Annotated in this window: 9 protein-coding genes and 3 pseudogenes; 8 read left to right on the top strand and 4 right to left on the bottom strand. The window is 68.4% G+C overall.

The window, feature by feature from the left end; genetic code table 11:
- From AB0F29_RS38105 to AB0F29_RS38085, 5 genes and pseudogenes are all read left to right on the top strand, one after another.
- Positions 1–192 (top strand): annotated as a pseudogene (locus tag AB0F29_RS38105) (DNA recombination/repair protein RecA); the annotation flags it as partial.
- Between the two features lie 114 nt (positions 193–306).
- Entirely contained in the window at positions 307–1,050 is a 744-nt protein-coding gene (locus tag AB0F29_RS38100) for a hypothetical protein (protein ID WP_361882545.1), read from the top strand.
- Positions 1,051–1,180: 130 nt separating this feature from the next.
- The gene (locus AB0F29_RS38095; RefSeq protein ID WP_361882542.1) at positions 1,181–1,471 is read left to right on the top strand and encodes a MafI family immunity protein; all 291 of its coding nucleotides are present in this window, start codon (positions 1,181–1,183) and stop codon (positions 1,469–1,471) included.
- 49 nt (positions 1,472–1,520) lie between these two features.
- Positions 1,521–2,729: an Ig-like domain-containing protein gene (locus tag AB0F29_RS38090; protein ID WP_361882540.1), complete on the top strand. Its 1,209-nt coding sequence runs from the start codon at positions 1,521–1,523 to the stop codon at positions 2,727–2,729.
- Positions 2,730–2,904: 175 nt separating this feature from the next.
- Positions 2,905–4,500, top strand: coding sequence for a CocE/NonD family hydrolase (locus tag AB0F29_RS38085; RefSeq protein WP_361882537.1), 1,596 nt, complete (start codon positions 2,905–2,907; stop codon positions 4,498–4,500).
- 32 nt (positions 4,501–4,532) lie between these two features.
- On the opposite strand, the pseudogene AB0F29_RS38080 reads toward AB0F29_RS38085, so the two are convergent.
- A pseudogene (locus AB0F29_RS38080) lies at positions 4,533–4,697 on the bottom strand (amino acid ABC transporter permease); the annotation flags it as partial.
- Between the two features lie 470 nt (positions 4,698–5,167).
- On the opposite strand from AB0F29_RS38080, the gene AB0F29_RS38075 reads away from it, so the two are divergent.
- Together AB0F29_RS38075 and AB0F29_RS38070 are read left to right on the top strand one after the other, a co-directional pair.
- On the top strand, positions 5,168–6,154 hold the full coding sequence (locus tag AB0F29_RS38075) for an ATP-binding protein (RefSeq protein ID WP_361882534.1): 987 nt from the start codon (positions 5,168–5,170) through the stop codon (positions 6,152–6,154).
- Positions 6,147–8,789 (top strand): S8 family peptidase, encoded by a 2,643-nt coding sequence (locus AB0F29_RS38070; RefSeq protein ID WP_361882531.1) that lies wholly within the window; start codon positions 6,147–6,149, stop codon positions 8,787–8,789. The genes AB0F29_RS38075 and AB0F29_RS38070 overlap by 8 nt, the downstream gene beginning before the upstream one ends.
- Positions 8,790–9,287: 498 nt before the next feature.
- Here AB0F29_RS38070 and AB0F29_RS38065 read toward each other — a convergent pair.
- From AB0F29_RS38065 to AB0F29_RS38055, 3 genes and pseudogenes are all read right to left on the bottom strand, one after another.
- Positions 9,288–10,510, bottom strand: a pseudogene (locus tag AB0F29_RS38065) (hypothetical protein).
- Positions 10,511–10,641: 131 nt separating this feature from the next.
- Complete coding sequence (locus AB0F29_RS38060) at positions 10,642–10,959, bottom strand: hypothetical protein (protein ID WP_361882529.1); 318 nt, start codon at positions 10,957–10,959, stop codon at positions 10,642–10,644.
- 263 nt (positions 10,960–11,222) lie between these two features.
- Positions 11,223–11,642, bottom strand: a complete 420-nt coding sequence (locus AB0F29_RS38055) for a hypothetical protein (protein WP_361882526.1) — start codon at positions 11,640–11,642, stop codon at positions 11,223–11,225.
- Between the two features lie 289 nt (positions 11,643–11,931).
- Here AB0F29_RS38055 and AB0F29_RS38050 point away from each other — a divergent pair, with 289 nt between their 5' ends.
- On the top strand, positions 11,932–13,389 hold the full coding sequence (locus tag AB0F29_RS38050; RefSeq protein WP_361882523.1) for a hypothetical protein: 1,458 nt from the start codon (positions 11,932–11,934) through the stop codon (positions 13,387–13,389).
- Positions 13,390–13,396: the final 7 nt, after the last annotated feature.

Below are 13,396 nucleotides of genomic sequence, written 5' to 3'. Positions count from 1 at the left end.
GATCAGCTCGGCCAGGGCAAGGAGAACGCCCGCAACTTCCTCAAGGACAACCCCGACCTCGCCAACGAGATCGAGAAGAAGATCCTGGAGAAGCTCGGAATCGGGGTAGCGGTGGCGACTGCGGTCCCCGAGGGCGCGAGCACCGCCCCGGCCCCCGAGGCCGTCCGGGCCTCGTCGGGAAACGCCGCCTGACAGGCATCGGCACGACCCGGCCGGGGCCCCGGTTCGCGAAAGGCGGCCCCGGGGGAGCCGGATCGTCAGGACCGCCTCGAACGGTTACCCGAATGACCGATACCATGCGCGCCCATGACGGACGACGTGCGCAACATCGTGCTGGGCGTGATAGCCGCCGGGATCAGTGCCTCGCTGGGCTGGCTCGCCCGGACCTACCTCTGGCGGCGGGGACTCCGCCGCAAACAGACCTTCTTCGGACTGCCGGCGAACTCCGAATGCCTGCTTGTCGTCAACCGCTACGCGGGCGCCGAAGGGTCGGTGCACCGTCACGACGCGTTCGCCCTGCTCGAACTCTCCGCCCTCATCAAGGACTGTGCGGCACACGCGCAGATCGTCACGCACGACACGGCCCAGCAGGGGTTCGGGGAGCGCACGGAGTTCTGCGTCGGCGGCCCGACGTCCAACCAGCGGATGGCCGCGCATCTGCGGACCCTGCTCCCCGGGGTGCGGATCAACGTCGAGCAGGACCCGGGCCCCGACCGGGTGGCGTTCCAGATCGGCTCGGAGCGCTACCGGCTGGAGCCGGGGACCTCCGAGTACGTCCTGCTGGCCCGCCTGACGGGCAGTCAGGAGTCCCGCCCGGTCTTCCTGTTCTGCGGTCAGCGCGCCATCACCAACCAGGCGGCCACCCGCTACGTCACGCGCAACTACGAGAAGCTGCGCCGCAAGCACGGCGCCAAGTCGTTCTGCCTGCTGCTGAGGGTCGTCAACTCCGGTGCGTACGGCCCCGATGTGGTGGAGCTGATCGGCGATGTGACGCGCGAGGCCCAGGCGCCCGTGCCCAGCACGCCCGCTTCCCACCGGGCGGGCGGCTGACCGGGCCCGACGTCGGCGGCGCACCCGCGCCCGGCCGGCCGGACATCGCGACGGCCGGGCAGAAGCTGAGGACGGGAGCAGGGAAAGCTGCGCTGCCCGTCCTCACAGCTGACCCGTTCAAGGCCGGGCGATGGATGGGAAATCAGGTGCCATGATGCAGAATCCACGCTATCGAACCGTGATCACGGAACTCTTGACCGACTCCCCTGTCGTCCGGGAGCAGGTGGTCAAGGACGTGAGAGAGTTCCTGGCGGTCGGCGAATACGCCTTGGCTTGTGAAACGCTCTGCGGGTGGATCCACGAAGATGACCTCGCGATCTCTTCTGCCTTTCACGAACGACTTCGGCAGCCGGCCGACGGTGGAGCGTACTCCAGGCCGAGCAGTGAGGTTTCTCCGGGGAAAGGAAGGAACCCGACATGAGGGAAATGCCTCTCCCCTGGTGAGCACACCCGCCCTGGAGGTTTTTCCGTTGAGTTCCGCACGTCCGCGCATCCGTCGTTCCGTCCCGGCCGGCCGGAGGGCCCGGCTCGCCCTCACCGGGCCGGCGGCCCTGCTCGCCGCCGCGCTCACCGCGTGCGCGGGAGACCCCTCGGGCTCCGCCGAGGTGGGCGGCGACGCCAAGGCGCCCGGCACCAGCGTCTCGGTGAACCTCAAAGGCGCGGCGGCGGCCCCGGGCGGACCGGTGAAGGTGACGCTGGCTCACGGAGAGCTGAAGGCGGTGTCGGTGACGGCGGGCAAGGGCGGCGCGCTGGCCGGAAAGATATCCGCCGACGGCCGGACCTGGACGTCCGATCGGGTCGCCGCGCCCGGCACCGCGTACACGGTCGAGGCGCGGGACACGGACGGCGGCAGTGACCGGGCCACGTTCGCCACCGCCGAGGCCGAGAAGGTCAACAAGCTTCTCCTCGCGCCGGGGAAGAACACGACCGTGGGTATCGCCCAGCCGCTGTCCGTCGTCTTCGACCACCCCGTGAAGGACAAGGCGGCCGTCGAGAAGGCCCTGAAGGTCTCCACCTCCAACGACACCGAGGGCTCCTGGGGCTGGCTCCAGGACTACTCGGGCAAGGACCGCGTCGACTGGCGGCCCAGGGAGTACTGGAAGCCCGGCACGAAGGTCACCCTGGACGCACAGCTGAACGGGGTCGACACGGGTGCGGACGGCGGCTGGTTCGTCCGCGACTACACGACGACGTTCACGATCGGCGCGGCCCAGGTGGTCAAGGTCGACCTGGACCGGTCCCGGCTCGCCCTGCACCGGGACGGGAAGCAGGTCCTGGACATCCCGATGTCGGCGGGCACCCCGGGCGGCGAGAAGGCTTCCTGGCGGGGCACGGCGGTGCTGATGTCGAAGGAGGGCACGATCAACATGCGCTCCGAGACGGTGGGCCTGGGCGACGCCTACGACAAGATGGTCGACTACTCGATGCGGCTGACCTGGTCCGGGATGTACGTGCACGCGGCCCCGTGGAACGCGGGCGTTTTCGGCCAGGCCAACCGGAGTTCGGGCTGCGTCGGGATGAGCGACGCGGACGCCGCGGCCCTGTACGGACAGGTGCGGGTGGGCGACCCGTTCGAGATGACCGGCACGCAGGCCAAGGGGACGGTCGCCGAGGGCAACGGGTACGGCGCGTGGAACCTGTCGTGGGAGGACTGGGCGGCGAAGAGCGCCCTGAGGTGAGCCGGTAGCGCCCGCTGCGGCCCGGAGCGCGTGCGGGGCGCTCCGGGCCCGCAGCACTACTGACACCACGTCCAACAATCGTTACCTTCACGCAACGCACCCGGTAGTTACCAACGGTAAACAACCGGGGTTACCGTCGGGTCACTTTGCACTGACACGCGTGAGGAGTGACCCCGTGGCACGTCCGAAACCGGCACTGCGCACCACCGCTTCGATCACCACCGCCGCCGTCCTGCTCGCCGGGGCCGCGCTCGCCGCCGCCCCGGCCGCGACGGCGGCCCCCGGCACCCCGCCCGCGGGCGCGACCGCCCAGGGCCTGACGTTCCACGACATCCCCGGGTCCGGGGGCATCACCCTGAAGGGCAACGTCTTCACGCCCGCCGGGGCCGCGACCGGAACGAAGCATCCGCTGATCGTCTTCCCGACGAGCTGGGCCATGCCGCAGATCGAGTATCTGGCCCAGGCCCAGAAGCTCGCCGACTCCGGTTACGTCGTGGTGAGTTACACCTCGCGCGGCTTCTGGCTCTCGGGTGGGGAGATCGAGGTGGCGGGCCCGCCGGACATCGCGGACGCCTCCGCCGTCATCGACTGGGCGCTGGAGCACACCTCCGCCGACCCGGACCGCATCGGCATGGGCGGCGTCTCCTACGGGGCGGGCATCAGCCTGCTGGCGGCGGGGCACGACGCGCGGATCAAGGCGGTGGCCGCGCTCAGCGGCTGGGCCGACCTGATCGACTCGATCTACAGCGGGCGCACCCAGCACCTCCAGGCCGCCGCCCTGCTCGGCGGCGCGGGCCTGGTCACCGGCCGCCCCGGCGACGAACTCAACCGGACGCTCAAGGACTTCCTCGGCTCCAACCTGGAGAAGGAGCCGGAGATGATCGCCTGGGGGAAGAAGCGCTCCCCCGCGACGTATCTGGACCGGATCAACGCCAACGGCGCGGCGATCATGATGGGCAACGCCTGGGGCGACACGATCTTCCCGCCCAACCAGTACGCCTCGTTCTACGACAAGCTCACCGGCCCCAAGCGGCTGGAGTTCCGCCCCGGCGACCACGCCACCGCCGAGGCCACCGGCCTGCTCGGGCTGCCGAACGACACCTGGACGAGCACCCGCCGCTGGTTCGACCGCTATCTCCGGGGCGAGCCCAACGGCATCGACACCGAACTGCCGGTCCAGCTCAAGTCCCGTACGGAGCAGGGGTACGAGGGCTATCCGGACTGGAAGTCCGTCGGTGCCGTGAAGAACCGGATCCCGCTGGACGGCACCAAGAAGGTGTGGGCAGGCGTCGACTCCGGCGCCAACGGCGGCATCGCGATCCTGTCCAACGCCCTGGACCAGTTCCTGAAGCTGCCGCCGACGGTCTCCGTGCCCCTGCTGCCGCGCACCTTCGCGAGCGTCTGGCAGTCCACGCGGTACACCACCGAGCAGCGGATCCGGGGCACGTCGGCGCTGCACACCACGGTCACCAGCACAGAGCCGAGCGGCACCCTCGTCGCGTATCTCTACGACGTGGGGCCTCTCGGCATCGGCAAACTGGTCAGCAACGCTCCGTACACCTTCCACGGGCAGACGCCGGGCCGGCCGTTCCCCGTCGACCTGGAGCTGTACTCCACGGCCTACGACGTCCCGGCCGGTCACCGGCTCGCCCTGGTGATCGACACCGTCGATCCGTTGTACATCGAGCACAACCCGACCGGCGCGCAGCTGACCTTCTCCTCGCCCTCCACGGACCCGAGTCATCTCTCGGTCCCGCTGCGCGAGAAGTGATCACCGACTGCTGCCGGGCGGGCAGGGCCCGGCTACTGCCCTCCTGGCAGCAGCGTCCCCGGTTCGGCCGGGGCCACCCCCACCGCCTCCGTCCTCGGATTGCGCCGCTGACGGCGGGCCACCCAGGTGGCGAACCACGAGAGCAGCATGCACATCCCGATGTAGATCGGGAGGATCAACATCACGACGGAGATGAAGGACACTGAACTGCAACGAAGCAGATTTCTCGGTATCACTTGGGAGATAGATGAGAAAAGGGGCGACCAGCTGTGCGACTCGGCAGGCTCCTGCATGGCCAGGGCGCCGCGCCGGACCAACGTATTCTTGGCTTCCGCCCTGATGACCACGGGGCCAGCGCCCCCCGCGACCAGGCCTCGATGCTGCTCGACGGCCGCATCGACGTTGTCTATGTGCGGCTCTATATAGACGAGACCACATAGATCGAAGATCACCGGCAGACTGCTCTTCCGCGGCCTGGGCAAGACGGGTTCCAGGCCAGCAGGCCCGGCGGCGCTCTGGCGCCGCGATTCACTCATCCGGACATCTCGGTCGGCGCTGGATCCGGGCAGCAGCCTGGTGCCCAGGGCCGTACGATGCAGGCGCAGGGGCCCGCTGGTTTGGGTATATCTCTTCTTACAGGCAGTCCACATCGGAGGGTGACAGGCGTATGGCGGCGAACGCCGATCACCTGAAAGCTCTGGTGCGGGCGCACTCCGAAGCCAACGATGACCTCTTCTACAGCGTCGCTCTGCAGGTGGCGGCGAAGTCCGCCCGCCAGGGGCAGGGGAAGTTCGCGGTAGAGCTGCGTGAGCTGGTCGAGGCCGCCCAACAGCGGCAGGGGAAGCCGGGCACCCAGCGTGCCGCTACCCCGGTGGTGCAGCCGCGTGGTGAGCTGACCAGTCTCCTGACTGCAGGCTATCCGGACACCCAGCTCGACGACATGACCCTGGAAGCCGGACTGCGTGCGTCACTGGACCGCGTGCTGCACGAACAACGACAGCGTGCACGGCTGGAGCGCTTCGGCTTTACCCCGGTGCACCGCATTCTGCTGTCCGGGCCTCCTGGGACGGGCAAGAGCATGACGGCAGCGGCCCTGGCCGGAGAGCTGAAACTGCCCCTGTTCACCATTCGCCTGGACGGTCTGATCAGCCGGTTCATGGGTGAGACCGCCGCCAAGCTGCGTCTGGTCTTCGACGCCGTGGCTCAGACCCGTGCGGTCTACCTGTTTGACGAGTTCGACGCTCTGGGAGCCGAACGGGCGGCAGGCAACGACGTCGGCGAAGCCCGCAGGATCCTCAACTCATTCCTGCTGTTTCTTGATGAGGCGCCCTCCGAGAGTCTCGTGGTGGCAGGCACCAACCACCACCAGCTTCTGGACCAGGCTCTGTTCCGTCGCTTCGACATGATCGCCACCTACGGCCCTCCCACCGGGGAGGAAGCTGTACAGGTGCTGCAGCGACGTCTAGCCGGAATGGACACAAGCACACTACGGTGGGGCCTCGTGACAGAACGTGCATCGGGCCTGAGTCACGCCGAGCTGGTCAAAGCGGCGGAAGCAGCAGCCAAACGAGCCATCCTGGCTGACCGGGACGTGGTGGACGAACAGCTGCTGCTGGAGGCCCTGACCGAGCGCCACGCCTCCCACCATGCCTGAGCCCGACTCTTCCGCACGGCTCAGCCCGCACCTGATCGTGCCCTGGGAGGCCACCACCCTCACCCCGCGCTCCGAGGCTGCCGGTGGAAGCGGCCCGGCCCTGGTCCAGCACACAGACCGGCAGGGGCACGCCGATGCTTTGGTGGATGGGCTGGAGAAGGCCCGCCGTGAGGCAACCCAGTCCATGCAGCAGACGCCCGAGGAGCGTCAGCCTGATGGTTTCGCGGTGCGTATCGAGGCGGCTCGCGACCACCCTCTGGACCTGGAGCGCCTGGACGCTTCCGGCCTGACACTCATGAGCAGCCACCCGCAGACCGAGAACAGTCAGCAGGACGCGCTGGTCTGGATCCCCTTCGACAAAGTCGCCTCGTTCACCCAGCGGATCGCCGACTTCACGGACAACACCCCCCGCGGCAACCCCAAGCAGGCCGTGCTGGTGGCCAATATGGAACAGGTCCAGCGGGCTCTGCTGGAGCACCTCTGGCAGGAGCGGCAGGATCTGCCGCCGCTGGATGAGGAGCGTTGGTGGGAGCTGTGGTTCGATCCGCGGATCTCGCCGACGGCGGTTGACACCTTGCGTTCCCTGGCCGAAGAGCGTCGCTGGCGGGTCAGCGAACGGGCGATCCATGTCGGGGAACGCCTGGTGGCGCACGTCGCGACGACCGGCAACGAGCTGGCGTTCCTGTTGGCAACGAACGCCTGCCCTGCTGAGATCCGCAGCCCTACCTTCGCCGAGGGCCTCTACGCCGTCGACCGCGAGTTCCGACTGGACCTCGTGAAGGATCTCGCCGCGCGCATCGAGCCTGCCGCACCGGAAGCCCCGGCGGTATGCATCCTGGACACAGGGATAGCCCAGGAGCACGCCCTGCTGAAGCCCGCGTTGCACGAGCGCGCCTACAGCGTGCTTCCTGGGAGTACTCCGGCCGACCGGATTGGGCACGGCACGCAGATGGCCGGGCTCGCCCTCTTCGGGGACTTCGCCGCAGCCCTTGAATCGCAAGGTCCCGTCGTTCTCAGTCACGGTCTTGAGTCCGTGAAGATCCTCAACGACGCTCACACACTTGACGCATCCCCGCGCACCTGTGCGGAGACGACTGCGAACGCGGTCGCGACCGCCGAGATCGGCAACGGAGGCCCCGCACCGTCGGGACGGGTCTTCTCGATGGCCGTCACCCGGCAGTCCGGGGAAGGGGAGAACGGCGTAGACGGCACGGCCACCCTGTGGTCGGCCACGCTGGACGCCCTGGCAGCAGGCACGGACGTCACCGTCCGGGACGACCGGATCGAGCTGATCGGAGCACCCGATCCCGAAGCCTCACGTCTGATCATCGTCAGCGCCGGCAACATCCGCGGTGCCGTCCCCCACCAGATGCGCCGCGACGACGGCACGCTGGATCCGCTGCTTCTGTCCGACCTGTCACGCATCGAGGAACCCGCCCAGGCACACAACGTACTCACCGTCGGGGCGTGCACGCACATGGACGCCGTCCCCGATTCCGCCCTGTTCAGCGGATTCCGTCCGCTGGCCGCTCCCGGTGCTCTGTCCCCCTTCAGCCGGACCTCGGTGGCGCTGACCAACGGCTCCATCACCAAGCCCGACATCGTTCTGGAGGGCGGCAACATGCTCGTCGCCCCTGACGACAGCATCCTGGACGCACACGATCTGGTGAGCGTGGCGACCACCCACCACGACCCTGCGCGTCAGCTGACCTGGACGAACGCCACGAGCGCCGCCACGGCCCAGGCGGCTGCACTCGCCGCCACGGCGATGAGCGCCTACCCCGGACTGCGACCGGAGACGGTCCGCGCCCTTCTCGTGCACGAAGCCCAGTGGACCCCGGCCATGGTCGAACAGGGCCTGTTCAAGAAGACCGGCGCCCCCAAACTCGCCAAGGGCGACGTGATGAGACAGGTGATCCGCCGGTACGGATGGGGCATGCCCACCGCCGAACGGATCCGCAGCAGCGCCTCGAACGCCGTCACCATGATCATCCAGAACACCCTGGTGCCGTACAAGGTCAAGGGCGGGCAGGTTCGCCTGGCCGAACTCAAGCTGCACGAGCTTCCGTGGCCCCTGGAACAACTGCGCGACCTGGCCGAGACCACCGTCGACCTGCGCGTGACGCTCGCCTACATGATCGAGCCCAATCCCGGCCGGCGCGGCATGCTCGGCCGCTACAGCTACGCCTCGCACGGCCTTCGCTTCGCCATCAAAGGCCCTACCGAATCCAGCGACTCCTTCCAGAGGCGACTGGCCGAACAGGCCGAACACGAGAGCGACGGCATCGGTAACCCCAAGGCATTCGAGTCCAACAGCAAGTGGCTGGTCGGCCCCCGGGCCCGCAACCTCGGCTCTCTGCACGCGGACATCTGGCGAGGATCGGCGACCGAACTCGCCGACTGCGGCACGCTCGCCGTCTACCCCGTCGGAGGCTGGTGGAAAGCGAACAGGCGCAACGACCGCATCGGCCTGCCCGTCAGCTACGCCCTCCTGATCTCCCTGCGCACACCAGAGGTCTCCACCGACCTGTACACGCCCATCGCCAACCAACTCGGCTTGTCGATCGGCGTGGCCCCACACGCCCAGACCGAAATCGTGGACGGCATCCCCATTCAGATGGAATTCGGCTGGTAGCTGGCCAGCCTGTTGGAGTTGCCTATCCGCCCTCCTCATCTGGGGCCTCCCGGTGGCGGACTGCGAACAAGGCGGCCGGTTGGGGCCCTTCCCCTATCCCCACGATGAGTACGACTGGTTGGCCCAACACGGCCAACGCCAGCGCGGCAGCCTGGACAAGGGCACTGGCCCAGATGATCGTGTCGGGGGCGACTGAACGCGGGAACCCAGCGAGTACGACGTTGGCCGCCAAAGCTGCTATCGCCACGCAGGAGAGCCGCAACGCGCCGCGGCACTGCGGATACCTCATACCTCCCGCATACCGTGACGATCACGAACCGTCAGCCCCTACGACAAGACGACTTCAAGGTCAGTGGATCCAGGTACCTGAACGCAGTCACAGTGAAGCCCTTCAGTCGGACACCCAGCAGCCCGGCACCCCCAGCACCCACCGGGGCGGACCACAGAAGGAGCCGCCGGGGCAAGCTCCGGGCATTGGGGCCCTTCGCCGCCCGCGGCCTACGGCACGCCCAGCACGAACAGCGCGTATCCCGCGTACGAACCAGAGGCCAGTGCCGCCGTGCCGAGGGCCGTGACGAGCGGGGCCCACTTCAAGCGACGCATGGCGAAGGCGAGTGGCACGAACAGGGGGAACAGCGGCAGCAGATAGCGGGAGACGTTGCCGAAGTACTGCTGCGTGCCCATCACCATGAGGTACGACAGCACCGTGTACACCACGAGCACTACAGGCGGGCGCAGTTGGATCAGCAGCACCGTCAGCACCGTCAGCACCGGCACCAGTAGCACCACCCCGACCCCGATCATGTCCTCGAAGGGCATCGCGAAGTGGTAGTCGTCGCGGCCCACCGCGACATTCGTGAGCACATCGAGACTGTGCCGACCGTAGTCGAACTTGTGAGCCCACGCCCCGTCCTGCAGCTTGCTGTAGCCGTTCCAGACGTCCATGCGGTAGCCGACCCAGCCGAGGTAACCGACCACACCCAGCGGTGCGATCGCCACCGCGACCAGCGGCCGGTGCCAGCGCTCCTTGTGGCGCCACACGGCAAGCAGCCCCGCCACGGCGAGGGCGGCGACCAGGGTGACGGCGGTGGGACGGGAGAGGCCCGCGGTGAAGGTCAGTGCTCCTGCGGTGAGCCAACGGCGGGTCATCACCGCGTAGCAGGCCCAGGCGGCCAGCGCCGTGTACACCGACTCGGAGTACACCGCCCACTCGGCGCCGGAGCCGGGCCACACCGCCCACAGCCCGACGGCGACCAGACCGGCCCGCCGGCCGGCGAGGCGTGCGGTGACCGCGTGGATGCCGAGCGCTGCGACGAAGGAGAAAAGGACCGAGACGGTCATGTCAGCACCGTAGGGGCCGAGCCCGGTGACCGCTGACACCACCTTCATCAGGGCCGGGTACAGAGGGAAGAAGGCCGCTGAGTTGGCCTCGATGGTGATCATGCCGTTGGCGCCGGACACCGGCTCCAACGCCGGATCGTAGCCGTGCAGCGCGATCTGCTGGTACCACCAGCCGTCCCAACTGCCCAGCACGTCCCAGGTGTGCTCGCCGCCGCCGAAGCGGGGGGGGGCTTCTCGCGGAAGTCCCCGGCCGCGTCCAGCAGATACATGAAAACGGCGAAACCAGCGAGCTTCAGCACTCCGTACGTCGCGAGCACGGGACCGTAGTGCGCGGCGGCACAGCGCCACCGCTCGCGCCACCCCGGCCACCCCGGCTGCACCGGCTGCACCGGCTGCACCGGCTGCACCGGCTGCACCGGCTGCACCGGGTAAGGAACGACCGGCCAGGTCGCGGGAGACGAGGACGCGGGCGGGAACGGGTGCCGATCGGCTCGGCCGGCGCCAGCGGTGGTCATGAGGCGGGGGATCCTGTCGTACGGCGGGAGCGGCGGCCGGGGAACACCCAGGCCCTCAATAGGAGGAAGCCCAGCAGGGTCGCGGCGAGGTTGGCGACGACCAGCGTCACCAGCTCCACGCGCGCACCGGCTTCCGACGCGACGCGGTGCAACAGGGCGAGGGAGCCGCTGGTGAGGGTGAGGCCCACCAGGAAGGCCGCCAGGCCCTTGAGCTGGTGCCGCAGCACATCGCCGCCTTCGCTCGCCGCGGCCCTGCGCCACATCCGCGACCACTCCGGCCGCGCCGTGACCGTGCAGTCCGTCGTCGACCGCACCCCTCTGTCGCGACCCGCCCTGGAGTACCGCTTCACCACCCTCCTCGGCCGGACGGTCCACGGCGAGATCCTGCGGGCGGTATGCCGGAGGTATGAGGTATCCGCAGGGAGGGGGTCTGACCGCGGAGAGGCAAGCATTCCGTGAGCGGGAGCGGATGCCCCACAGAGAGTTTTCCGTCTTCAGCAGCCAGGCGCGATGTGCGGCGTCGGCTTTCTCCTGCACGCGTTCCTGGGCTTCGCGAGGCTGGGGCAGGAAGTGGTGCTCAACTCGTAGGGCCTGGCGGTGGCGATGACGACGTATTGCGGAAGCGCCTCGCTGCGCACGATGCGGGGCCTTCCAGACCGTGGGCGCGGGTACCCAGATCGGTGGCACGCCGGGCGCCGTCTAGGATGAGATCCATGTTGACGGCGCCACCTGCGGTGTTTCCGGCGCCAGCGGGCTGGGGCACGCCAGCGAGGACATCGCAGATGTTACCGGCGGCCCACACGCCCTGGACGCCGGTGAATCCGGAGGGGTCGACGGCGACCTGAACGCCGGGGACGGCGGGGTGAGGGCTGAGGGTGAGGCCGAGATCTTCGAGGAAGCCGCCGCAGGCGGTAAAGGTGGAAGCGACGACAAGGGTGTCGAGGGGGATGACGATGCCGGAGGCCAGGCGGGGAATGCCGTAGCCGGCATCCACCACGACCAGGGCCTCCGGATCACTGTCCGTCCACTGCCCGGCCGCGACCAGTCGCTCGTAATCCGGCCCGCATCAGCCTCGCCGTGCGTATGGCACGGGGTGGACAACGTGCAGCGCCCGACCTGACGATGCCGGAAGTGCCCCTGGAGGATCAGCAGGGCTATACACCAAATGCCCTCGTCCGAGGCCGAGTTCAGCCTTGACACCACTCGTATGAGGGGCCAACGTACCTCGGTCGCCGCCGTTCCCCTCTACCTTGACAATCCCATCTGCACCCTAGAGCGGAGCCGGAGTGGTGAAGTACACGGTGCCTGCACCGCAGGCCGACTTGCTGCGCGAGCTCGCGGCGGCCTCCAATACCGTGCGCATTCCACCCGGCCGTACACAGGTCGCCAGGGCGCTGGAGCAACGGGGGCTGATCAAAAGGACCTGGCGCGGCAGTGTTCACGTCGCCGTGGTAACTGCGGAAGGCCGCTACTACCTCAAGCACGGCAAACATCCCCGGCAGGTCCAAGCGGAGAAGGAGCGGCTGGAGAATGACAGCGCTCAAGCCGCGCTCGCCCCGGCCGGCGGGACAGAACTGGTCTCCCGACTGCAATCGGCATCAGGGACGATCACGGTTCCTGATCCTGCGCCTCGGACCCGGGGGCAGTGGCGGGCCGCCTATTACGACGCACTCCACCACGGGCACCTCCCCGAAGGTCACAAAGTGCGGTGGAACGGCCGCCAACACGGCGACTGTGTCTTCACCCTGGTCAACGAAGAGGCCGAGAGAGCTGCCCAGCCCCCTCCGGTACCGAGCATCGACATACCGGAAGTTCTGGATCGGCCTCACCCTCTCGTCCGTGCGACGCGTAACGCCATGGGCCGCTCTCAGGGCACGGTCGACACCCGCGGCAGAGCGGGAGCCATCCCGTTGCATGTGTCGCGTCCGCTTGCCGACCGCGCCCTACGAATCATGCACGCGCTACTGACCAAAGCTGAGAGCCGCGGCTATACAGCTGAGTCTCAGACCGACCTCCAACGCGGGGAGGCCGTCCACACACTGGCGATCGTGATCCGGGGCCGAGCCTTTCCCCTCGTCCTCACGGAACGCACGGCCAAAGTCCCGCACGAGCCGACACCGAAGGAGGTACGCCAGAAGGAGCGCAATCCCTGGATCCGGCCCCCCAAGTGCGACGAGGAGTTCAACGGACGCCTCGCCCTCGGTGCACCCGCCAAGAGCCGGTACCAGCACTCGTATGCGCAAAGCGACGGGGCGCGCTGGACCTTGGAGTCGCGCCTGGGTCTCTTCCTACAGGACCTCGAACGTCTCACTGCTGAAGGCGAACGCAGGGACCGGGAGCAGGAACTCCTCGAAGCCGAGCGGCGGCGCCAATGGTATGCAGCTATTGCACAGGCTCGTGAGCAGCAGATCGCTCAGCAGCGCACGAAGGTACTCGCCGAACAGATGAGCGCCTGGAATCAGGCTGCCGAGATCCGCGCCTTCTGCCAGGCAGCCCGCGCTCGAACCGGCAACGCTCCGATTCCGGCCGGCGAGGCGGAGTGGCTGCAATGGGCGGAGGCGTACGCCGCACGGCTCGACCCGCTGCACCACGCGCTGGTTACTCCGCCGGATCCCCCGGCCAGGCGGGGGGTTCTTGGCGAACTTGTAAAGGTCGACGTCTACGCCTATCCGTGGCCGTTCGACGCTGACGGCCGCTGGGTGCTCCCCCAAGAACAGCCGACCGACTCGAACTCAAATTCGTGACCTCGTT

The organism is Streptomyces sp. NPDC026589 (assembly GCF_040638385.1).
In the GTDB taxonomy this organism is placed as follows: domain Bacteria; phylum Actinomycetota; class Actinomycetes; order Streptomycetales; family Streptomycetaceae; genus Streptomyces.
This window is presented reverse-complemented; position numbering and strand designations above follow the sequence as displayed.

Excerpts from the sequence above, each read along its gene's own strand:
- AB0F29_RS38100 (WP_361882545.1), top strand. The coding sequence starts at position 307 with ATGACGGACGACGTGCGCAACATCGTGCTGGGCGTGATAGCCGCCGGG.
- AB0F29_RS38095 (WP_361882542.1), top strand. The coding sequence starts at position 1,181 with ATGGATGGGAAATCAGGTGCCATGATGCAGAATCCACGCTATCGAACC.
- AB0F29_RS38075 (WP_361882534.1), top strand. The coding sequence starts at position 5,168 with ATGGCGGCGAACGCCGATCACCTGAAAGCTCTGGTGCGGGCGCACTCC.
- AB0F29_RS38070 (WP_361882531.1), top strand. The coding sequence starts at position 6,147 with ATGCCTGAGCCCGACTCTTCCGCACGGCTCAGCCCGCACCTGATCGTG.